The sequence below is a fragment of the Novosphingobium sp. BL-S-32 genome, assembly GCF_056857055.1.
In genome coordinates this window covers 2,600,179-2,618,865 of sequence record NZ_CM166476.1, presented here as the reverse complement: position 1 = coordinate 2,618,865, position 18,687 = coordinate 2,600,179, and the positions used below count along the sequence as shown (strand labels likewise).

29 protein-coding genes are annotated in these 18,687 nt (G+C 60.1%); 13 read left to right on the top strand and 16 right to left on the bottom strand.

Features of this window, described 5'->3' with window-relative positions:
- Positions 1-507: 507 nt before the first annotated feature.
- Positions 508-903 carry a hypothetical protein gene (locus AC1VVK_RS12395; RefSeq protein ID WP_482903229.1) on the top strand — a complete coding sequence of 132 codons (396 nt, stop codon included), beginning with the start codon at positions 508-510 and terminating at the stop codon, positions 901-903.
- 134 nt (positions 904-1,037) lie between these two features.
- Here the strand turns inward: AC1VVK_RS12395 and AC1VVK_RS12390 are convergent, their stop codons facing one another.
- The 13 genes from AC1VVK_RS12390 to AC1VVK_RS12330 form a co-directional block, all read right to left on the bottom strand.
- The gene (locus AC1VVK_RS12390; protein ID WP_482903228.1) at positions 1,038-1,580 is read right to left on the bottom strand and encodes a DUF2939 domain-containing protein; all 543 of its coding nucleotides are present in this window, start codon (positions 1,578-1,580) and stop codon (positions 1,038-1,040) included.
- A 68-nt stretch (positions 1,581-1,648) separates the two neighbouring features.
- A complete protein-coding gene (locus tag AC1VVK_RS12385) occupies positions 1,649-2,854 on the bottom strand; it encodes a tyrosine-type recombinase/integrase (protein ID WP_482903227.1) in 1,206 nt (401 codons plus the stop codon).
- A gap of 243 nt (positions 2,855-3,097) precedes the next feature.
- Positions 3,098-3,322 carry a helix-turn-helix transcriptional regulator gene (locus tag AC1VVK_RS12380; protein ID WP_482903226.1) on the bottom strand — a complete coding sequence of 75 codons (225 nt, stop codon included), beginning with the start codon at positions 3,320-3,322 and terminating at the stop codon, positions 3,098-3,100.
- Positions 3,319-3,867: a hypothetical protein gene (locus AC1VVK_RS12375; protein WP_482903225.1), complete on the bottom strand. Its 549-nt coding sequence runs from the start codon at positions 3,865-3,867 to the stop codon at positions 3,319-3,321. The genes AC1VVK_RS12380 and AC1VVK_RS12375 overlap by 4 nt, the downstream gene beginning before the upstream one ends.
- Positions 3,864-5,762 carry a ParB/RepB/Spo0J family partition protein gene (locus AC1VVK_RS12370; RefSeq protein ID WP_482903224.1) on the bottom strand — a complete coding sequence of 633 codons (1,899 nt, stop codon included), beginning with the start codon at positions 5,760-5,762 and terminating at the stop codon, positions 3,864-3,866. Before AC1VVK_RS12370 ends, AC1VVK_RS12375 begins: the two co-directional genes overlap by 4 nt.
- Positions 5,763-5,916: 154 nt before the next feature.
- A complete protein-coding gene (locus AC1VVK_RS12365) occupies positions 5,917-6,075 on the bottom strand; it encodes a hypothetical protein (RefSeq protein WP_482903223.1) in 159 nt (52 codons plus the stop codon).
- A complete protein-coding gene (locus AC1VVK_RS12360) occupies positions 6,075-6,311 on the bottom strand; it encodes a DUF2312 domain-containing protein (protein WP_482903222.1) in 237 nt (78 codons plus the stop codon). The genes AC1VVK_RS12365 and AC1VVK_RS12360 overlap by 1 nt, the downstream gene beginning before the upstream one ends.
- The gene (locus AC1VVK_RS12355) at positions 6,304-6,591 is read right to left on the bottom strand and encodes a hypothetical protein (protein ID WP_482903221.1); all 288 of its coding nucleotides are present in this window, start codon (positions 6,589-6,591) and stop codon (positions 6,304-6,306) included. The genes AC1VVK_RS12360 and AC1VVK_RS12355 overlap by 8 nt, the downstream gene beginning before the upstream one ends.
- A complete protein-coding gene (locus tag AC1VVK_RS12350; protein WP_482903220.1) occupies positions 6,588-6,887 on the bottom strand; it encodes a hypothetical protein in 300 nt (99 codons plus the stop codon). Before AC1VVK_RS12350 ends, AC1VVK_RS12355 begins: the two co-directional genes overlap by 4 nt.
- On the bottom strand, positions 6,884-7,312 hold the full coding sequence (locus AC1VVK_RS12345) for a hypothetical protein (RefSeq protein ID WP_482903219.1): 429 nt from the start codon (positions 7,310-7,312) through the stop codon (positions 6,884-6,886). The genes AC1VVK_RS12350 and AC1VVK_RS12345 overlap by 4 nt, the downstream gene beginning before the upstream one ends.
- Before the next feature lie 2 nt (positions 7,313-7,314).
- Positions 7,315-7,572: a hypothetical protein gene (locus tag AC1VVK_RS12340; RefSeq protein ID WP_482903218.1), complete on the bottom strand. Its 258-nt coding sequence runs from the start codon at positions 7,570-7,572 to the stop codon at positions 7,315-7,317.
- 97 nt (positions 7,573-7,669) lie between these two features.
- Positions 7,670-8,155, bottom strand: coding sequence for a hypothetical protein (locus AC1VVK_RS12335; protein WP_482903217.1), 486 nt, complete (start codon positions 8,153-8,155; stop codon positions 7,670-7,672).
- 166 nt (positions 8,156-8,321) lie between these two features.
- Positions 8,322-8,639 (bottom strand): YdaS family helix-turn-helix protein, encoded by a 318-nt coding sequence (locus tag AC1VVK_RS12330; RefSeq protein WP_482903216.1) that lies wholly within the window; start codon positions 8,637-8,639, stop codon positions 8,322-8,324.
- Between the two features lie 85 nt (positions 8,640-8,724).
- On the opposite strand from AC1VVK_RS12330, the gene AC1VVK_RS12325 reads away from it, so the two are divergent.
- On the top strand, positions 8,725-9,081 hold the full coding sequence (locus AC1VVK_RS12325) for a helix-turn-helix domain-containing protein (RefSeq protein WP_482903215.1): 357 nt from the start codon (positions 8,725-8,727) through the stop codon (positions 9,079-9,081).
- A gap of 436 nt (positions 9,082-9,517) precedes the next feature.
- Here the strand turns inward: AC1VVK_RS12325 and AC1VVK_RS12320 are convergent, their stop codons facing one another.
- Entirely contained in the window at positions 9,518-10,792 is a 1,275-nt protein-coding gene (locus AC1VVK_RS12320) for an O-antigen ligase family protein (protein WP_482903214.1), read from the bottom strand.
- A 195-nt stretch (positions 10,793-10,987) separates the two neighbouring features.
- Between AC1VVK_RS12320 and AC1VVK_RS12315 the strand changes: the two genes are divergently transcribed.
- Positions 10,988-11,971, top strand: coding sequence for a right-handed parallel beta-helix repeat-containing protein (locus AC1VVK_RS12315; RefSeq protein ID WP_482903213.1), 984 nt, complete (start codon positions 10,988-10,990; stop codon positions 11,969-11,971).
- Positions 11,972-12,058: 87 nt separating this feature from the next.
- On the top strand, positions 12,059-12,766 hold the full coding sequence (locus tag AC1VVK_RS12310; protein ID WP_482903212.1) for a methyltransferase domain-containing protein: 708 nt from the start codon (positions 12,059-12,061) through the stop codon (positions 12,764-12,766).
- Between the two features lie 50 nt (positions 12,767-12,816).
- Here AC1VVK_RS12310 and AC1VVK_RS12305 read toward each other — a convergent pair whose 3' ends face one another.
- Together AC1VVK_RS12305 and AC1VVK_RS12300 are read right to left on the bottom strand one after the other, a co-directional pair.
- Positions 12,817-13,149: a hypothetical protein gene (locus AC1VVK_RS12305; RefSeq protein WP_482903211.1), complete on the bottom strand. Its 333-nt coding sequence runs from the start codon at positions 13,147-13,149 to the stop codon at positions 12,817-12,819.
- A gap of 76 nt (positions 13,150-13,225) precedes the next feature.
- Positions 13,226-14,419: an acyltransferase family protein gene (locus AC1VVK_RS12300; protein ID WP_482903210.1), complete on the bottom strand. Its 1,194-nt coding sequence runs from the start codon at positions 14,417-14,419 to the stop codon at positions 13,226-13,228.
- A gap of 159 nt (positions 14,420-14,578) precedes the next feature.
- On the opposite strand from AC1VVK_RS12300, the gene AC1VVK_RS12295 reads away from it, so the two are divergent.
- The 9 genes from AC1VVK_RS12295 to AC1VVK_RS12255 all read left to right on the top strand — a co-directional run bounded on the left by AC1VVK_RS12295 (position 14,579) and on the right by AC1VVK_RS12255 (position 18,667).
- On the top strand, positions 14,579-14,857 hold the full coding sequence (locus AC1VVK_RS12295) for a hypothetical protein (RefSeq protein WP_482903209.1): 279 nt from the start codon (positions 14,579-14,581) through the stop codon (positions 14,855-14,857).
- A 366-nt stretch (positions 14,858-15,223) separates the two neighbouring features.
- Complete coding sequence (locus AC1VVK_RS12290; protein ID WP_482903208.1) at positions 15,224-15,595, top strand: aspartyl protease family protein; 372 nt, start codon at positions 15,224-15,226, stop codon at positions 15,593-15,595.
- Between the two features lie 413 nt (positions 15,596-16,008).
- A complete protein-coding gene (locus AC1VVK_RS12285; RefSeq protein WP_482903207.1) occupies positions 16,009-16,428 on the top strand; it encodes a hypothetical protein in 420 nt (139 codons plus the stop codon).
- 85 nt (positions 16,429-16,513) lie between these two features.
- Positions 16,514-16,888 carry a LexA family protein gene (locus tag AC1VVK_RS12280; RefSeq protein ID WP_482903206.1) on the top strand — a complete coding sequence of 125 codons (375 nt, stop codon included), beginning with the start codon at positions 16,514-16,516 and terminating at the stop codon, positions 16,886-16,888.
- Between the two features lie 17 nt (positions 16,889-16,905).
- The gene (locus AC1VVK_RS12275) at positions 16,906-17,541 is read left to right on the top strand and encodes a hypothetical protein (protein WP_482903205.1); all 636 of its coding nucleotides are present in this window, start codon (positions 16,906-16,908) and stop codon (positions 17,539-17,541) included.
- A gap of 157 nt (positions 17,542-17,698) precedes the next feature.
- Positions 17,699-17,998, top strand: coding sequence for a hypothetical protein (locus AC1VVK_RS12270; RefSeq protein WP_482903204.1), 300 nt, complete (start codon positions 17,699-17,701; stop codon positions 17,996-17,998).
- Positions 17,983-18,180 (top strand): hypothetical protein, encoded by a 198-nt coding sequence (locus tag AC1VVK_RS12265; RefSeq protein WP_482903203.1) that lies wholly within the window; start codon positions 17,983-17,985, stop codon positions 18,178-18,180. The genes AC1VVK_RS12270 and AC1VVK_RS12265 overlap by 16 nt, the downstream gene beginning before the upstream one ends.
- On the top strand, positions 18,177-18,362 hold the full coding sequence (locus AC1VVK_RS12260; protein ID WP_482903202.1) for a hypothetical protein: 186 nt from the start codon (positions 18,177-18,179) through the stop codon (positions 18,360-18,362). The genes AC1VVK_RS12265 and AC1VVK_RS12260 overlap by 4 nt, the downstream gene beginning before the upstream one ends.
- 2 nt (positions 18,363-18,364) lie before the next feature.
- Positions 18,365-18,667, top strand: a complete 303-nt coding sequence (locus AC1VVK_RS12255) for a hypothetical protein (protein ID WP_482903201.1) — start codon at positions 18,365-18,367, stop codon at positions 18,665-18,667.
- Positions 18,668-18,687: the final 20 nt, after the last annotated feature.

Below are 18,687 nucleotides of genomic sequence, written 5' to 3'. Positions count from 1 at the left end.
TGCAAGAATCCGCGTCAGAGCTATTTGAGCGTGTCTCGAAAGGATAGTCGCATGCAGATGTTCCCGCAGGCAGTGCGATGCCTTTTGAACCGTCACGAACCCATTCGCCATGATGCGAAATGGGACATCTCGGGCCACTATCTGAGCTCGTGCGCAAACTGCGGCACGAGCATCAAGCGTCTGCGCAAGGGCGTGTGGCGCAGGGACGAGGCGCCCCCTCACTGACACAGCGGGGCCCAGGAACTCCGACGGCTACTCCGCAAGCTTCTTTCCGCAGCCCAAGCCGCTTCGCTAGAGGCGAGTCCTGCAACATTTCCGCTGGGCCCAGGTCGCGAACGAATCAGCCATGCCGATCTCTGCTCCCGAGCATTTTGCTGCAAATTTTCCGCGCAAAAAACGAAGCGCCTCTCAGGAAACCGAGCCTGAATAGACCCTTATCGCAAATAATGACACATTTAATATTGCGATGAGCGGGTGTATTATGGCGACGAATCGAGGGGAATAAAAGTGAACGGAGCGGATTTGAAGATCAAGGTCGAGCGGCTTGCCGACGGCGAGCTTCTCGGTCAGGTCGCAGACGATACCTCTTCGAACCCATGGGTCCGAACAGGGGCGGAAGTTCGCTTATATTTGAACGAGCCGGGCACCGTATTCAGAAGTCCGGACACTCTGGGTATCGGCCGGGTCTATGAGGACCGCGTGGAAGTCGACATGATCCTTCCGCCTTCCGTCATAAACAGGCTGCTCACGCAGTTGACCGACGGAAAACAGGCCTGTCTCGGCCTCGAGACCCGCGAGACCGGCGAGTTCACTTTTCGCGTGCTATCCTGCACGAGCCAATCCGCGCGACAAGAGAGCAAACCGGCTTCGAGATACGCGGCAGCAGCCAAGCACGCCGCGTAAGCGGTCCTCCAAAGAGATCGGTTCGAAGGTTCAGGCACCTGGATTAGACGAGGCGAGGCCGGGAACACCGAAACGCCCCCGCTCCTCCGCCCAATCCCTGTAAGCAGGTAAACGCTACGCCGAGGCGCCGCGCATCAATTGCCCGCCTGCGTTTTGTCTGCCGGCGCAGGCACTTCGATATCCACCAGCTCCCATCCCAGGCCATCGCGCTTGAAGATGAGCGTCGGTGCCTTTTCGCCGTCCCGTGCCTTCGGATGCGCCGTGAAGCGGTCCAGCCCTCGCCGCTCGATCTGCCACTGGGCCTCTTCGCCCTTGGTCTGATCGGCTACCGGCTGCCCCGGAGCCTTCATCTTCCCGCTTTCGACCATGACCTTGATGCCTTCGGGCGAAACGGCACCATCGATCATGGGGTCGATGATAGCGCCCGCAAAAGCCATGCCCATCGCGGCAAAGGGATTGTCCTTCTCCTTCGCCAGTTCGGCGGTCACCATCGCGCGCATCTGGCTCTTCAAGGATTCGCGAATGGCGGGAAAATCGACACGCTCGCGCAATTCGTCCTTGTCGCCCGCCAGCGCCGCGTCGCGCAGCCCCTTCATCGCCAGACCGGGCGACAGCCAGTACCAGCCACCGGCCGCGACGACGATCGCGGCCACAACCGCCAAAACAGCTTTCTTCAACTGAGCCCCCGTTCAATACTTCGGAAACGGCTAAGTGAAGCGCTATCCCGCTGTCTACAGGGATTTTTTCACTCTTCGTGATCCAGTTCACTTTCGTCGGCGGAAGCGGAGGCATCCAAGCTGCCACTCTCGTTCTGACAACAGAACGCGGCCCAATCGTCCATCATGATCCGCCGCTTCTGGAGCAGATTGCCGCGCCGGTAGGCGGCTTCGGTCTTGTCCTTCACGAGATGCGCCAGCGCGGCTTCGGCGACATCTCCGGGATGCTGGGTCTCCTCGCTGACCCAGTCCCGGAAGGACGAGCGAAATCCGTGGACCGTGGATGACTGCTTCATGTCCCTGAGAAGCTGGGTTAGGGTCATATCGGAAAGCGGCGCATTGCGCCGAAGGCCCGGAAACAGAAGCGGGCAGCGCGGGTGGCGCAGTTCGGCACAGCGCTCGAGAATCCGGATTGCGGGTGCGGTGAGCGGCACCACGTGCTCGCGCTGCGCCTTCATGCGCTGTTTGGGGATCGTCCAGAGCTTCGCCTCCAGATCGATCTCGTCCCAGGTGGCGCCTCGCACCTCGCCGGACCGGGCCGCCGTCAGGATGGCAAAGTGCAATGCGAATCTACCGTACGATTCGCGCGCGCTGAGTTTGACTAGGAACGCAGGCACCCTGTCATAATCCATGGCCTCGAAGTGATTGTCCTTTTTGGGCTGCCGGGGCAGGCCCTTGGAGATCGCCCGCATCGGCGCTTCGCTGTCCCGGTACCCTGAGGCATAGGCCCAATCCAGCACGGTCCCGATACGCTGCCGGACGCGCCGGGCCGTTTCCGGCTTCGAGAGCCAGATTGCCATCAGCACTTCGCGAATCATGGGCCCGGTGATTTCGCTGACTTTCACGTTCCCGAGGCGCGGAAAGGCATAGACCTCGAGCGTCCTCATCCACTGGGCTTCGTGCTTTTCGTTTCGCCAGGTCTTGCGAAGCGCCGCTATCACCTGCCCAGCCATTAGTCGAAAGGTCGGAACGCCTTCCGCTTTTTGTCTCTCGAGAATCGGATCGAGCCCCATCTCCACCCAGGTGCGAATTTCGGCGGCTCGCTCGCGCGCCAGCGCCAGGGGGACCTTTGTCGCGCTGCCGAGGCCGAAATCGCGGCGCGTGCCGTTCTTTTGGACCCGGCACAGCCAGCTCTTGGTCCCGCTTGGTTGCACGACCAGAAAGAGACCGTCGCCGTCGCCCCATCGGCCGGGGCGGGTAATGGATTTCACAGCTGCCGCAGAGAGTTTTCCCATAGCCTTTTTTCCCACACTTCTTATCAAGTTACCAATCGGTCACCGATGGACAGAGAAGGACGCGTGGGGACGCGAATCGCTCGTAACGCTCTAGGAACGTGGAGCTTTTTTGATTCGCTTTGGATTTGGCTGGATCAGCCGGTGGCGGAGCGGGAGGAATTCGAACTTCATGTCATTCACCATCGGAAATGCTTGATATCAGCACCCGGATTGCCCCCCGAATGCCCCCTTGGATGCCCCGTCTTAGGAGCGCCCTTCCAGCCTCGCGGCCTTCCAATTTTCGATGTCAGATGCAGGCCAAGCCACGGCGCGCGGGCCGATCTTCAGCGGTTTCGGGAATCGGCCCTCCGCCATGTATTGGTAGATCGCCGACCGACACAGACCGGTCTCCCGCTCGACATCCTTGCGGCGAAGGAGCTGGCCGAGCCCCACCTTCGGCGTGGACCGGTCCTGGAGTGCGTGATTCATATTCTGGCCTCTGAGGCTGCAACTGAATGGAGGGGTGTGGAGGTGACTCCCACCGGCAAGGCCGACGCGACGCGCACGAAGTCGAAGACCAGGACGTCCGGATTCTCGGACCAGGCGCATGCCTTCCTCGAGAGCGAGAGGTTGTTGTTCCAGGAGCGCGCAAACGCAGCGCTGTGTGTGAAGCCCTGCCCGCGGATCTCGTCGATCGTGATCGACTGAAGGGGCGCGCGGCCGACCCAGATCACGCGCAAATGCTGCCGGTGCCATTCCCTGAGGAGTTCGCGCGCGTTGCGGCGGCGGCCAAGGCCCGGTGCAATGCCGTCGACATCAGTCATGAACGTCGGCCTCGCGCGCTTCAGACGCGCTTGCGACGGAGATATCCGGTCATGCTCGAGCGGAAGGTAGAAAGGCTCGCGCACCCAAAGCAGATCGCCCGGCCGAAGGTTGGCCAGGCGTCCGCCGATCGGGCGGTACAGTCTAGAGAGGTGGCCGTCGACAAGCTGCTCGATCTGCGGCTCGATGACGGTGAAGGGCTGGGATTTCACTCCACCACCTCCCTGTTTTCGCTCTGTCTGGTTGCCCCATTTGCGGGGCCGTTTGCGACACCGAAGGACAGCAACGAATGGACCCAGCCCTTATCTTCCGTGAGCACGGCCGAGCTGGCGCTGGTAAGCACCGTGTCGGTCAGGGTGTTCCACTGGCGGAAGGCTTCAGCGCCGACATGCGGCTGCGCGAACTCCAACCGCTTGATGCGCGGAAACAGGGAAACGAATCGCGGCGTCGGATCCCAGTACGTCCGGACCTCCCAGTCCGCACCGAGGCAGGCGCCCGCCAGCTCATCATGTGCCGTGACCCGCCAGCCGGGCGTATTCGCCGACCGCATCATCGCCAGCCCGGCCAAGACCGCCCCTGCCCGCCGCTTCGCGCCTTCGTCTGCGCGGTAGAACGCCAGGAACGCCTCGCCGGGATCCTCAGTCGTCATGAACGGCTCGGCCAAAAGGCGCTGAACGGCTCGCGTCCATGCCGCATGCGCCCACGTTTCCTCGAGCAGCGGCGCCACAAAATCGATTGGCTCCGCTTCTTCCGTCCCGCGCCATTCCGATGACAGACCGCGCGCACCAACGTGTGCTTCACGCGCCGTCTTCAGCAGCTCGACGCGCAGCTGTGCCCAGATGATGTAATCGCGCCCGGCGCTGCCGTCTTCGTCAGCGTTATCGACGACGATCGCGCGGAGGATCTCGCGCCGGATCGACCGCATCGCATGCAGGCCGTCGGCCGTCAGGCCATGTTCGTCCTTCACGGCTGCGCGGGCCACCTGCGCATAGCGGTCGCCCGAATTCGCGTCGAAGGCTTCGCCGGCCCGGACCTGCATCCCCGTTGTTGTGACTTTCGCCCTGGATGCCTTGCGGGGCCTGCCGCGCTCACCTTCGCGCTTCGCCTTGCGGCTGGCCCACCAGAAGCGTGATTCCGCCTGCCCTGTCGGGCCGACCGCAAGCGTGACGACGATCTCGCCGTCCGGAAGCTCCATTTCGCCGCCCTTTTTCCCAGTGTCGGGAAAAAGCTCGAGCGCCTGATCGGTAAAGCCCTGTGCCTGAGGCGGCTGGGCAACAAAACGAAGGTCCCGGCCGGTGCGATCGCGCAAGTCCTGACGCATTGCCGCGAGCTTGCTTTCGGCGAGATCCCGCAGGATGCCTTCGTCCAGGATGCGGCCGCGCTCCGGCCCCTCGGCGAAAAGGTCCAACTCGATGCGACCTCCAGCCTCGTGGTAGGCGTTTGGATCGACGAATCGGAGCAGCCGCTCATTTTCGGCATCGCCTATCTTCAGGAATGCGCGGATCCGCGCGGGCGTCCGCTCAAGGGGCTGGAGGGCGCTAAACCGCTTCCATGCCGCGCGCTGTAGATCGGCGTCTTCGGTCGCAGCGTAGGCGATCGCTTCGTCCCCCGAGACGCTGCCGGCCGCATAGGCTTCGAAGATCTCCGGCGCCAGGCGGCCAAGCCGCAGTTGACGCGAGACCCAAATCGGCTGCTGTCCAAGGTTGGACGCGATCTCGGCCACGTCCGCGCCTTCATCGTGGGCGCGCGCTATCGCGGCGTGGATTTCATACGCGCGCAGATCGCGGCGCAGGAGATTTTCGGCGAGCGACAGCTCCGTGATCTCCGCCGACGTGAGATTGCGCAGAACGATTGGCACGGGGTAGCCCGCCGGCAAGCGGCCCGCCGCGACCAGGCGCTTCAGCGCGCGCAGGCGGCGACCGCCGGCAAGCACGCCGTAAGGTGCCTGCTCATCATCAGCCAGCGGATGGGCGATCAGGGGCAGCAACAGGCCGTTCGCCTCGATCGACTTTTCGAGAGCCGAGGTTTCCTCAGCGTCTTCGATATTGGTGCGGACGTTCAGCGGCGAAACGACCAGCTGGTCGACGGTCACCATGGCCATCGTCATGACAGTGCACTCCGTTGAGAGGCAGCCTTCACTCGCCGGGCAGCCTTGCGGCGTGAGTTGAGCTTGATCGGAAATGCGAGCTGCTTGCCCTCGCGCGGATGCGCGCGATCGAGCTCTTTGCATTCCGAGCAATTGCACGGGCGGGAGCGCGCCATCACGGCCGCTCCCGGGTGCGGGCCAGCGCCTGGCGCTGGCGATGCAGCAGATCCCAGAACTGGCGGTCCTGGGCATCCATCGGCTGGAGGCCGCCCTTGCGGCCGCGCGCCCAGCGACCGAACAGGCGACGCAATGCGGAGGCGCGGCCGCTGGACATCAGTCGAGGCCCAGCGCTGCTTTGTAGGTATCGAGGATCATGTCCATTTCGCGGCGGTCATCCGGCTTCATCTTCCGGATGCGCAGGATCTGGCGCATGATCTTCACGTCGTACCCGACGGCCTTGGCCTCGTTGTAGACGTCGCGGATATCGTCGCCGATGCCCTTCTTTTCTTCCTCGAGGCGCTCGATGCGCTCGATCAGCAGCCGGAGGCGGTCATCGGTGGTTTCAGCCATCGACTGCCTCCACTGCCGGCAAGTGGCGGACATGCATCAGTTTGCCGTGCCCGCCGATCTTCCCGTAGACCACTTCGTCATCGATTGGATCGCGATCGAACCCAGATCGCATGGCGTATTCCAAGCACGCTGCGTTGCCATTGCAGTCCATCCAGGATTGGCCCGCGATGCGGTCCCACCAGTCCTCGATCAGGTAATTGTGCCCTTCGAGCTCACCGCTCGCGATGACGACCGAGCGGCCGGCGAGCGGATGCAGCTGGCTATGCCCCCGCCCGGTCACGCGCCGTGCCTCACTGAAGCACCCATCTGCGGCGCGCCAAGGCCAACGCCAAGCTTGTGGGTGTCGATGAACTCCTGATGCATCCGACCGCTGGCTAGCTGCAGCGCGATTTCGAACGACATCATCTTGATGCCGAAGTCCGAGGCGCCGCTGGTCAGACGCACGAGCGTGTCCACAGACTCCTCGGCGGCGTGACAAGCGAGGTCAGCGATTTGCGTCGCGCGGTCGGGCGCGACCCGATTTTTTGTCAGCATGTCGCGCAAATCACGACGCGTTTCTTCAGTGAAAATCTTCATGCGAACTCCTTCTGACGGTGAGAAGAGGCGCCCTCATCGGTGAGGCATCCGGTGCAGAGCGTGGGATCGCCCGGCGCCCAAGCGCACGAACCCGGGCACGCGTCGTGCCAGGTGCAACCGCAACTGCGGCAGATCTGCGGCTCAGGCAGATCGCTCACCGGGGCGGCATTGTGGTGCAGGAGCAGCAGCTCGTAGACGTTGAGGTCGAACACCAACACCTGGCGGAGCAGGCGGGCTTGCTCGACAGGAAGGCACGGCTCGTCCGCCTCTGCCGCAAACAGCCGTTCCTCGAGCTTCAGCAGATCGGCCGACGTGATCGTCCGGACGCGATCGCCGATGACAATCAGCGCGGCCGCGACCTCGACCATGTCGAGACCGGCCGCCTCGCGCCGCTTCCTGAGGTATGTTCCGGGTGACATAGGCATGGTCAGGCCACCTCAGCCACTCGGTACTCGGCCCACTGGAAAATGACCGTCACAGCATCAGAAGTGCATTCGCCGAGCATCTTCGAATGCATCCGGATCTGCCATTGCTGACCGTCGTTCTCGATGAGCGTCTTGGCCTCGGAAGCCCGCCAATCATGAATCTTCTCGGGCAGCGCGATCCGGTCGAAGTGCTCTTTCGTGCTCGGCCCGGCATAGATCAGCGTGGGTGCTGCCACGCTGCAAAACTCGTAATGCTTCATGTGCTTCACCGTGTGACGAGGACGCAGGAAAGCGCTTCGAACGGCGGTTGCCGAGCGAGCGCGGGCTACTGTGCTGGTTGCTTGGGGATCGCGCCGATCAGCCGGGCGGCCCGGTCGCCTTCAACATCATCTCGAGCAGGGTCTTGGCGCTTTGCAGCGCCGCAATGGCCTCTGTGATTTCGCGCATGGCGTCGCGCTGCTGGCGCGCATCCGCGCCCGGCTGCCCAGAGAGGACGAGAGCGGCGAAGGCTTCTCCGCCCTCACGGATCGCGTCGACGGTGAGTTTGCCTAACGCGATCTCGTTGGCGTAACGGAACATGCCCGCTTCATCGAGCTGATAGCCGTAGGTTTCGAACAGCGGCGCGCCGTCGCCACCGGCATCGCGGTAAGCCAGATCCAGCGACACGGCATCCGCCAACGGGATCTTCTCGCGCCGATCGGGATCTCCCCAAGCGCGGACCAGGCTCTCGCTCTTCTTGTTGCCGCCCACGACGTTGCCCAGGGCAGACCATCCGCCCGGGACCTGCCCAGCGATGCGCGCAAGTGCGGCGTCGATCGTCAGCGGGGCACGGTACTTTGTCACGCCGCTGCTCCGGGGCCGCCAAGGAGGTCGGCGGCCCCTTCGGCTGACCAGCCTCGGGATTTGATACGGGCCGCGCCTTCAACGGATGCGTTGGCTGGAACCTCCGCGGACGTTTTCAGCATAAGCGACGGACTTACCGCGATATTTGGATGCCCCATGACCGTGATCACCTTTGAAGACCGCGAAGCGGATTGTGGATGCCGTCAGCAGCAGCGGGGGACGTTACTGCTGACGGCGATCCGCCCGAGGGGGGCTCGGACATGGGGATCGGCGCATGGAAAATGTCGGGGCGCAGAACATAATCTGGGATGCCAGTGGCATTCGCCACTGTCTGGACGTGCTCGCCCGGAAGTGGCCGGTTGTACTTCAGCCATCCGAAGATCACCGATTGTCGTTTGCCCAGCAGACGGCCGAATTTCGACTGCGAACCGACCTTACGGACGGCCAGCGCTAAGGCTGAGTCGGATTCGTGTTCTAACGCCATTGCGGTTGACTACCGTACATGCGGTAGACGTGTCAACCGCACAGCCCGAGTGTTATTCTAACGCAACAGCGTTAGACTGTCTGTGATGACACTGGGGGACCGCATAGCGGAGCGTTTGCAAACGCTCGAAATGTCGCAGGCCGAGTTGGCCCGGCGCGCGGCGATCCCTCAGACCACGATCAATAGTCTCATCAGGCGAGGAAGGCGGTCCTCTCCCCACTTGGTCCGCATCGCGCATGAGCTACAAACTACGCCGGCCTACTTGTCTGGCGAGACCGACGATCCATTGTCCGCCGTCATTGATGAGGACGTTTCGCTCTCGTCCGACGAACGCGAATGGGTCGAACTGCTACGATCCCTCGAGCCCGCCGACCGAAAGGCTGCACTTCAGCTGGTGCGAACTATCGCAACAAGCGCCCGCTCACCCAGAATCCACGAGTAAGGGGCATGACGCAAATGGGGGGTGGGCACAAAATGTTGAGAGGCTGCAGTGCGCTTTACGGAGCCATAGGTAGTATGCTGCTTTGGGCGACAATGCGCACCAGTGCCTAGCCTGACGTTTCGAGCACCGGCCCCCAGAATATCCTTACTCCTATGCCCCCACCGATCTCCACTATGTGAGCCACTGGGCCCATCGCTAGCGCCCGAGGACAACAAAAAGCCCGAGAGGAAGAAGCAAGAGCGCACCGCGCGGACGCTCGAGTGGCAGCGAAAATTGTCGGCCGGGGATCGACCGGTAGCTAGACGGCCATAGATGGGCAGGAGGACCGGCGAGCCGCTGAAGCAAACCCCCATGAACAACGCGCGCGACGACAAGCACCGCGCCCTAACGGTGTGGCACGATTATTCCCGGGACCGGCGCTGCCGATCCAATTGATCTATCGGCGGAAATCGGGCGTCCGTGGCGCAGTCCTGGGCCTCAATTTTACCGTCCTGAGGTACATCCCGAACACTATGAAGAAGTAGACGTTGGCAGGCCATGCCTCAACGACAGTGATAGACAGTCCGGATATGAAAACTGCAATAACAAGGGCGTCTATAAACGACGACTCTCCAGTAATTTTTGCGTTCTCACGTGCTCTATATATCGCGAAGGACATCAAAAGAAGGAACCCGGTTCCAAAAATGAAGCCCATTTCAAACACATATTTCAAGAAGATATTATGTGGCTCGATTTGATCGTTTCCAGTCTGCGCATAAATCGCAGATTGCGCACTGCCAGCACTACCCACTCCGAAACCTGTGACAATTTGCAAGGGACTTTGCTCCCACGAACGCAGCGCGCGCGTGTAGGACACCGATCGCCCGGTAAATCTAGTGTCAGACAGTGCTGCGTCGAATGGATTTGGCACAACCGATGGCGCAGCAAACATGAATGCCGTGTAGATTGCGATGGCCGTCGGCAGAACGAATACCACCGGAATCCGCATTGCCCGTAGAATGCGCAACAGCGCAAGCATAGCAAAAATGATTATACAGGTTCGCGTGTAGGTGAAAAATAGCGCCAATAGTGCAATTGGGAGCAGGGTCACCGCTAATTTTTTTGGCAAGACTTTCGTATATATACAGTAGGCAGCCAATATCAGGCAGATAATTCCCGCATGAAAACCCGAAGAAAGCAGGGAGAAGGCGCGCTGATTTCCATGAAACAAGTTTGTGTATTTGTCTGAACTAACGCTGCTTAGAATATTTTGATCAAAAGCTCCAAACACAAAATGCTGCTTAATTCCGTATATCGCGACAACAACACACGATATTACAATTGATCTGTGAATTATAATTCTATTCTTCGGATCAACGTAAGTTCCAACCACCATAGCCACCAATATTAGGAAGCTTTTTCTCACCCCAGCAATCAGGCCGGCCATCGGATAATTCGGTATAAGCAACGTAATTACAATGGAAACTACCATTGCACCAAGAGCGAATCGCAGAGCGTTGCTTTTAAGTCGATGCGAATAGGCAAGCATCAGCGCAACGAGCATCAAATCTGCAAGCAGCATCAGGCCCTGCCCAATAGGCTCCGAGAAACCTCTCGCTCCCGACGCGAACGGCTGGAAGAGGATGATAGCCGCAAGAATCCAATGGGCTTGAAATACTGAACCCGCCTGCGGTGCGCTTTGCGCCAGGCCGTTGCGGGGCCGCGCCGCCATATATTCTAACACTCTTGCTCCTCGTCGCGGCAGACTATACCCATCGCCTCAATGCTAAATCGCCGTGACAGCTTGATAGTCCTTTGCCAAGCGGCTTTGTCCGTTCCTGCGGTGGCCCGGGCTACGCCTGCGCGCATCCCCGTTACGAGCTTCCTGAAGGACGCCGCTTCACGTCCGGGCAGGCAGGAGCTTCAGATGGCCCTAGACGCTTCTAGCCGCCAAAAGTTGCCAGCCTTCATTCCTGCGAATTGCCGTATTTCGATCGACGCGCCGGTGACGCTGGGGGATGGCGGCTCACTGGAAGGTGAAGGTAGCTCGTCCGTCTTGACTGCGGACTTTTCTGGCAAAGCTGCAAACTGCCTGATCCGAAACGACTGGAGGAAGGGCAATCCCGGCATCCGGTTGGCAAATTTTGCGATCGACAGAAGTGGCCCCGGCATTCAGCATGGCATCTTGCTGAACGGAGTGGATGACCTCGTCGTTGATCGCCTGAAGGTCTACGGCGAGACGAAGGGGATTGCCGGCGTTCTGGCGATATCAAGCATCATGAATGCGACAGGAAACGCACCCCGCCTTCTGAGCAGGAACGTGACCGTTTCTGGTTGCCAGATTGATGATTGCGGAAACTTTGGCGTTCAGGTTGGCAAGGTCGAACTGGTGTCAATTTCCGACAATACCTTCAACCGCGCCTTCCGTGAGGTGATCGGCGTGGAGCCAGAGATGTGCGACACGGCCAGTCACGTATCGATTCTGCGGAACAAGATGCAAGGCTCACCCAACTTGAGCCAAGGCACCCAAACCGGGCTCATCATCGCGACACTCACGAGCGGCGGAGCCGGAATCACGGACTTGCTCATCGAGAAAAATACCGTCGTGTTTTCAGGAGCGCGGCAAGGAACCTTCAGTCCCGGGATCGCGATCTATGGGACAATGAACGCGATCGTTCGGGGGAATACGATTTCAAATTCTCCAGGCCCAGGCATTCAGTTAGGCAACGCGTTTCGTTCGACGGCTTGGTGTGGCGGGGTTCCGAGGGCGTTCAGCGGAAGGACGACGGGCGTGACCGTAACCGGGAATAGAATAACTTCGAGCAACGCTGGTCGAAATGTCGGAGATAAGGCAGTGGCCATTTTCCAGAACGGCGCGGGAAATCACATTTCCGACAATATCATCGATTGAGCGCTGCGAGACCATGGAAGTCGGGCGACCGGTCGCGTCGCGTTTGGGTCGACACATATAGACCACGTGTTTGGGAATTGGATACAAATGGGATTACGCAATCAAGTTCGGTCGGTGGTTTATGGCATCAGCATGATACCAAAGCTCTCGGGCATACAGCCGAGAGAATGCCCCCTTTGCGGCTACCACGGCCGATTTCCGGCATATGGCTCTCCCCCTAGGTTTGACGCAAAGTGTGGGAATTGCGCTTCTCTGGAGCGCCATAGGCTGCTCAAAATCGCAATCGACGAACTGAAGCTGATCAATCCGGAGGATAAGGTTCTGCATTTCGCGCCAGAACCTTCGATCAGAAAGCTCGTCAAGGGTATCACGTCCGAATACACTTCAGCAGACATCATGCCCGGCATGGCGGACATGGTTCTGAATCTTGAGGATATCGATGTCCCCTCAGGATCCATTGACGTGGTGATCGCGAACCACGTCTTGGAGCACGTCGATGATGGTAAGGCGATCTCCGAACTCTACCGCATCCTTCGTCCGGGCGGGACCTTGATCGCAATGGTTCCGATCGTCGAAGGTTGGGATGAGACGTACGAAAATGATGCCATCCGATCGGGATATGATCGAGAGTTGCACTTTGGCCAAAACGACCATGTGCGCTTCTTCGGACGGGACTACCGCGCTCGGCTGTCGGCGCCGGGGTTCAAAATCGAAGAGTTCGGCGCAAGTGGCGACGACACGGTGAAATTCGGCCTCATGCGTGGAGAAAAGGTGTTTATCGGCCGTAAGGTCTGATTTAGCGAAATTTGGCGCAGGAGTACGGAAGACCTCCTGCGCCCGCCGATCTAAAGGCAATCCGACCAAGGGCGCTTAAGCTGCGTCGGTGGGCTGCCAAATTTCTTGTTTGCTATCACCGTCACGAGGACATGGTCGTCTATGATCTTAGCCTCGTAGATTTCCGTCCTGTCGCTCACGGCGATAACGAGCTGCGCTGGACTGCGATCAATTCGGGCAACATGGAGATCGTTCTTCGCAAGCGACACCATGCAAGTCGAAACTTGGTCGAAGCTTCTGGTTGTCGTGCTTTGCTGGGTGATCCGCAGATCGTCGCCGCCTTCTCCGTCGCAGCCCGCCAGCAGCAAGAACGCGCCAATGGAAATTGCGGGCCCGACCTTCATGCAAAATCTCACTCTAATATCGTCGACCGATGCGCGCAGCCTCGGGAAATAACTGCTCCTAGGCGCACGCGTCCGCTTATGGGGCAACCTCAAGCGACCTCGTTAATGGCCGGCGAGCCAATTTCATGAAAGGCAGCTCTACGAACCGATATGCAAGCATGGCGATCGCCGTGGTGACAAGACAGGCCGCGGGCAGCCAAACCCAGATCATAGGGCCGCCTCCCCATCGGGAACCGATACCCATCAGTTGGAAGATCAGGCTCAGTACGAGACCGTGCAGAAGGTAAATGCTGTAGCTCGCGTCGCCAATTGCTCGGGTAGCGCGCCAACCAAGCACGCCAAACACCGTGTTGCCGCAGGCGATAGGCGCGAAGGCGATGAAGAGAAGGACGAATTTTGCGGCATTGTACTCGGCGCCCAACATGCAGCTTCCCAGCAAGGCCGCCGCGATGATGACGCCGATCCCACGCGAACGCATGGCGAATGATACGCTTTCGCGCTGCGTCATCTCGTATGCCAGCATCCCGAAGAAGAACGGCGCCAGCAACCTAGGCTTGAACCAGTAGATGGCAACGTCCGGCAGCAAGGCCGCACCGACGGCCAGCGCAAACAGCACCGCGATCGTAGCGGAATGACGATTCGTCGCGCGGCGAACGAGGAACGCGCAAAGCGGCAACGCGGCGTAGAACAGCCATTCGTATCGGAGTGTCCAGATCACACCGGCCAGCACGAAGCGAGTGTTATCGTACCCGTTAATCGCAGGGTTGCCGGGTATGGTGAAGGTCAGCCAAGCGAATATCGAAATAAGCGTCTTAAAGGGCCCCGTCACCATGGTCCAATTCGTAAGGTATAGGACGGTCAGGAGCATTAGGCTGATCGCGATTAGATACATGGGCGTGAGGCGAAGCACGCGTCCGACGTACAGGGCTCTCCAATCGACTACGCCTTGGTTACGTCGGATTTTCCCATAGAACAAAAAACCGGTGATCATGAAGAACAGCGTCACGGCACTGGATCCGATGCTCAGGAAGCTTGGATCTACGCCCTGAGCCCACTTGCCTGTGTTGCCCATCGCCCAAGCGGCGGGGAAGTGGTTGAAAATCACTCCAAGCGCCAAGAATGCACGCAGGCCATCAATGGCCTGCAGCCGCGACCGATCGATTTCGCCACCCTCACCGTTGACGAGCGCGTGAGCAAATCCCACGCAGAGCGCCAGCGAGGCGAATATCGCAACGGCGCTCAGCGGCCCAAATTTAATAGCATCAACCATTTGCCACCCTATGCGGAAATTCTCGCTGCGGTAAACCGTCGAAGCACGATGGTTTTACGTCGCGTCGCGCTGGCGGAGCTAACCGTCTCGATCCGATCGGCGAGTATGCACCAGGTCCCACTCGATGATACGCTGGCCTCTTCAATTCTAAAGGAGAGGATGATGCCCCTGGTTACGCGAGCTGCGCATGCCCTGGCTAAATCACAGAGCGGCGTGGAGGACTTCGACAAGCTCGATCCCGAGCTTCAAGCGAGCATCAGGGATGACGTGCTTGCAGTGATCCGCGCGCTCCGCATTCCGACCCCGGGCATGTGCTTGGCGGGTCAGAAGCTACTCGGCCATGATCGCGGCCTCGGCGTGGACACAAGCGACATCCACGATGCGTGGCAGGTCATGATCGATGAGGCGGCAGGCGGGTCAACCGCTGGCAACGGCTAAGGCCATCCTAGCTCGTAGGGCCGGCATTTCCGCATTGCCGGGCTGAGTCTCGGTGTGTACCGATGTCGGCCCGGCCGAGCCTCTGAACAGGAACGGCTGGAGGGCGGCCGTTGTTGAGTGCGGCGGCCGCCCATCCCTTCCTTGGCAGCGAAATTATGGGGTACAGGGCGGGGGTACCGGACTTTTTCGCCACGTCCCGAAATGGCGGAAAAATGCGCCTTGTCGGGACGACCGAGGCGGAGGGTGTATCCGCCGCGACTAGCGCTGATCTCGTTCATTTGCTAGCCGCCTAGCTGCAACAATTCCACAAGGCGGACTATGCCGACTCTAGATTATAGTCGGGGGGAAGGCCTCCCGATCATTGACGTGACCGTTCGCTATTTTGCGCTAAACGGTATCCATCATCCTTCCGGAACCGTTCCTCAAAAGACCGTGAAAGCGTTGATCGACACGGGTGCATCGCACGTAGTGTTACGGCCCGATATTGTTAGCGAGTTGGGCCTGGTGCGCCGCGCCGAAGACATCGAGAACACCGTGGTGGGGGGCACAGTTCACAACGTCCCGACGTACAGCGCCCATGTAGTTTTCAGCGATGAGCCACTCAAAGAAGTCACCTCTGTACTGGTCTTGTCTCAGGAACTGACCGGCTTTGAGATGATCATAGGCTGGGAAGTGCTGCGCTTTTCGAATTGGCGGTTCAACGCCGGTGGAACCTTCCACCAACATTGGGACGACTAGTGCTATAAGCGCAATGGATGAGTCCCACCGATACATACTTGAGGACGAAGATTTCCGCCAATCCCTGGGGACCATCCGACTGAAGCTGATCACTAGCTTGACTAGCTACGTCGGGTGATCTCATCGCACTACGTTCCGTCTAATTTTAGGCTACGCTCGATCAGCCGGCGGATTGCCTCCGGTCGGCCAAGTATTTCATCTTGTTCCGCGCGCCAAGCATCGAGGGCTTCGAGCTGTTCGCGCTTAATTCGCACGCTCACCTCTTCGCTATCGACCCTCGGTCGACCCATGGTGGACTTTTTACGCGTATTAACTGTTGCCATCTCCACTTTATGCGCGCATAAAGTTCGGGCGGCAAGAGAGTTTGCACCTCTCCGCCGCCCTAACCACAACCGATCGATAGGAGATCGAGCATGGCTATCGCTGCCTCTACCATTCACGCCGTTTCCGCCAATGCCCAATCGTGGCTGCACCGCTTTGTAGCGCCGTTCATCCCTGGTCCCGTTGCGCCCGCTCCGGCATCAACCGTCTCGATGATCGTCGACCTGCGCTTGATCCTTCGCCGGATCGAACACGCGCGCCGGGAACACAGTGCATGGGACAGTCGCTACTTGGCGCAAACGACGCGCCGCGCTCTGATCATACCGCTTGAAGAGTTAGCCGCGTCGGACAGCCTTCATCGACTCTTGCATGGCGCAATTTACGCGCTGGCACCGATCGCCGAGATCGGCACGTCCCACGCCAGAACCGACGTCAACATCGATGGCGAACTGGCTGAAGCTGCGCAGCTCGTTCGCGCCGCCATTGCTGACGCTGAGTTGGCACGCCAGTAGCCCCTGTAAATTCGCTGAATTCTTGCTATGTTCTGCCCTGCGGGGTTGGGGCAGATCATGGGCAACATAGGGAATCACGACGCCGATGCGCGAGGTGGCGACTGATGCCTCGCTTCGGCTGAGGCCTGAAATGACGAGCCGGCGCCTGCTGGTGCTGGCTTTCGTTCGAAACTACATCGATCAGTGGGGTGAAAGCCCTTCTTACGGCGAGATCGCGAACGGTCTCGACATTAGCGCCACGCGAGCGCGGCAACTGGTGAAGGCCCTGGTCAAATCGGGCCAGATCCTTCGCAAGCCTGGCCCGCGCGGCCTTTCTCTACCCACGCAGGTCGAGGACGCGATCCGCCAGTTGCGCGAGCTCGGATGGCAGATCGAGGAGACTCTTGGTCTCGCCCTGCCCCCCTGCGCGCATTCATCTCTGCTCGCGCCTCCCATGCTGGATTACCACCCCGATCCTTAGGTGGAGATTCAGGGGCGATGGGAAAAGCAACGACGCGGCGCATACGGGAGCGGGCCAAAGAACCGAAGGTCCCGCAAACTCCTGCCTATCGCCGTTGGGCCGAGCGGCATCCACGCCTAGCGCGCGATGAAGACTTGCTTCAGCGCTTCAATGCCCGAGCGCAAAAGGACTGGGGCCACAAAGCCAACGGTACGCCGGAAACTCATGCGAAAGCGGCGGCGACGCGGCAAGGAGCAGTAGCGCGCCTGTTTGACACTGGCGATATCGATGCGTTTCAGCTTTCGGCTGCAGTGTCGATCGCCGCGACACATGCACGGATCACTGGCGATGTAACCGTCAGCACTGTCAGCTTCGAAACTCGTGTCGATCAGAGCGGGCGAGCTGATGCATCGTTCTTCGAAAAGCTTGGGAGCGTGAGGGCTGAAGTCGCCTATTCAAACTGGCGACGCAGCATAGAACATCAGGCGTTGGTGTTCGCGATCGTAATCGACGATGTCGGAATCTCGGTAGCTGCGAAGCGATTCAGCATGCGCAACTCTCGCGCCAAAAAAATCTTGATCGAGGCGCTCGACCTTTGGGAGAAATTCTCGATCGACGCCTGCAAGACCGTCGACGCGGCGACGCTCGCGGCGGCTCAGGCCGGCATTTTCTGACCCCCTGCGCAAAATAGACCCTCCCGTTTCGTCACGTTAAGCGGCAAATCCGACCCCGCGATAGCTGCGTCCATCCTCGATGGGCGGCAGTCTGAACCCAAGAAAGCCCGTCGACCCCACCCGGTCGGCGGGCTTTTTGCGTCGACAGGGAAGCACCATGACGAAAAAGGGCCATATCCTCGACAAGCGTGCGAGGCAGCGCGCCGACGTCGGCTTCATGCCGGTGCCGAACCTACGCGTCGCGCAGGCACTGCAGGCCGCCTATCTGGCGCAGTTGCGGTTGGGTCTGACGCCTACGCAGGCAATGGAAGAGGCGGAGCGCGCCGTCGCGCGCCAGCTGCCGCCGTTGCCGTTCGTCCGCCGCAGTTATCGCCTTCCCAAACCCTCCCGCAGCGATGATCCGGCTTATCGCAAGCCGATCCGCGTGAAGCGACTTCGGTCATGCGTCGGCGTGTGACCGCTCGGCCGAGCCTCGCAGCTCGGCTTGATGAACAACGCAGCGAGCTCGACGAGATCCTCGCAGAGGTCCAGCTGGGCGTGCGCAGCGCCGCCCATTATGACGCGCTTGAAGAGCGCGGCGCCACTGTGGCGCGCGGCATCACTGCCGCGTTTCGTAGCAACCGAGATTCGCCAGCATGATCGACCTTCAACGGGCAGCGCTGCTCTCCAAAGGCGATGATCGTTACGCGGTCACCATTTCGCGCTCATGGCTGCGGGAAGTGGTCGCAGAACTGACCGCAGCGCGCGCCGAGTGCGCGCGCCGGCAACCGCTCGTCCCTCACCTCGATGTCGTCCCTGACGAGCAGCAAGCCGTTCGGTAATCTTGTCTTCGCTTCTGACCCACGTCGCCGATCTCGCTGGTCCGGCGGGACAAGTCACATTCCACTGCGAACGAGCATGGGGTTGCGGCAGCTTCAAAGGGCATCGGCACACGATTTCCTTCCAGTTTTCCGGCGGTTCCAACATGGCTGCCGCTGAGACCTTCATCGCGGCATTCCCAGACCACGAGTTCGACGTTGCCGAAATAATCGTTGCCGAGGCCGGCATCGTCCACGTTGATCGCCACCTGGCGCCGGCGCCGCACACGCTTGTGACGGTCTGCCTCCTTACGCTGGAGAATTCCTGATGCCCGCAGTTCGAAACTCT

Excerpts from the sequence above, each read along its gene's own strand:
- AC1VVK_RS12265 (WP_482903203.1), top strand. The coding sequence starts at position 17,983 with ATGCGTCGGCGTGTGACCGCTCGGCCGAGCCTCGCAGCTCGGCTTGAT.
- AC1VVK_RS12345 (WP_482903219.1), bottom strand. The coding sequence starts at position 7,312 with ATGCCTATGTCACCCGGAACATACCTCAGGAAGCGGCGCGAGGCGGCC.
- AC1VVK_RS12320 (WP_482903214.1), bottom strand. The coding sequence starts at position 10,792 with ATGGCGGCGCGGCCCCGCAACGGCCTGGCGCAAAGCGCACCGCAGGCG.
- AC1VVK_RS12275 (WP_482903205.1), top strand. The coding sequence starts at position 16,906 with ATGGGAAAAGCAACGACGCGGCGCATACGGGAGCGGGCCAAAGAACCG.
- AC1VVK_RS12310 (WP_482903212.1), top strand. The coding sequence starts at position 12,059 with ATGGGATTACGCAATCAAGTTCGGTCGGTGGTTTATGGCATCAGCATG.
- AC1VVK_RS12270 (WP_482903204.1), top strand. The coding sequence starts at position 17,699 with ATGACGAAAAAGGGCCATATCCTCGACAAGCGTGCGAGGCAGCGCGCC.
- AC1VVK_RS12295 (WP_482903209.1), top strand. The coding sequence starts at position 14,579 with ATGATGCCCCTGGTTACGCGAGCTGCGCATGCCCTGGCTAAATCACAG.
- AC1VVK_RS12260 (WP_482903202.1), top strand. The coding sequence starts at position 18,177 with ATGATCGACCTTCAACGGGCAGCGCTGCTCTCCAAAGGCGATGATCGT.
- AC1VVK_RS12280 (WP_482903206.1), top strand. The coding sequence starts at position 16,514 with ATGCGCGAGGTGGCGACTGATGCCTCGCTTCGGCTGAGGCCTGAAATG.
- AC1VVK_RS12385 (WP_482903227.1), bottom strand. The coding sequence starts at position 2,854 with ATGGGAAAACTCTCTGCGGCAGCTGTGAAATCCATTACCCGCCCCGGC.
- AC1VVK_RS12340 (WP_482903218.1), bottom strand. The coding sequence starts at position 7,572 with ATGAAGCATTACGAGTTTTGCAGCGTGGCAGCACCCACGCTGATCTAT.
- AC1VVK_RS12380 (WP_482903226.1), bottom strand. The coding sequence starts at position 3,322 with ATGAATCACGCACTCCAGGACCGGTCCACGCCGAAGGTGGGGCTCGGC.
- AC1VVK_RS12350 (WP_482903220.1), bottom strand. The coding sequence starts at position 6,887 with ATGAAGATTTTCACTGAAGAAACGCGTCGTGATTTGCGCGACATGCTG.
- AC1VVK_RS12325 (WP_482903215.1), top strand. The coding sequence starts at position 8,725 with ATGACACTGGGGGACCGCATAGCGGAGCGTTTGCAAACGCTCGAAATG.
- AC1VVK_RS12315 (WP_482903213.1), top strand. The coding sequence starts at position 10,988 with ATGGCCCTAGACGCTTCTAGCCGCCAAAAGTTGCCAGCCTTCATTCCT.
- AC1VVK_RS12370 (WP_482903224.1), bottom strand. The coding sequence starts at position 5,762 with ATGACGATGGCCATGGTGACCGTCGACCAGCTGGTCGTTTCGCCGCTG.
- AC1VVK_RS12360 (WP_482903222.1), bottom strand. The coding sequence starts at position 6,311 with ATGGCTGAAACCACCGATGACCGCCTCCGGCTGCTGATCGAGCGCATC.
- AC1VVK_RS12300 (WP_482903210.1), bottom strand. The coding sequence starts at position 14,419 with ATGGTTGATGCTATTAAATTTGGGCCGCTGAGCGCCGTTGCGATATTC.
- AC1VVK_RS12305 (WP_482903211.1), bottom strand. The coding sequence starts at position 13,149 with ATGAAGGTCGGGCCCGCAATTTCCATTGGCGCGTTCTTGCTGCTGGCG.
- AC1VVK_RS12330 (WP_482903216.1), bottom strand. The coding sequence starts at position 8,639 with ATGGCGTTAGAACACGAATCCGACTCAGCCTTAGCGCTGGCCGTCCGT.
- AC1VVK_RS12365 (WP_482903223.1), bottom strand. The coding sequence starts at position 6,075 with ATGTCCAGCGGCCGCGCCTCCGCATTGCGTCGCCTGTTCGGTCGCTGG.
- AC1VVK_RS12285 (WP_482903207.1), top strand. The coding sequence starts at position 16,009 with ATGGCTATCGCTGCCTCTACCATTCACGCCGTTTCCGCCAATGCCCAA.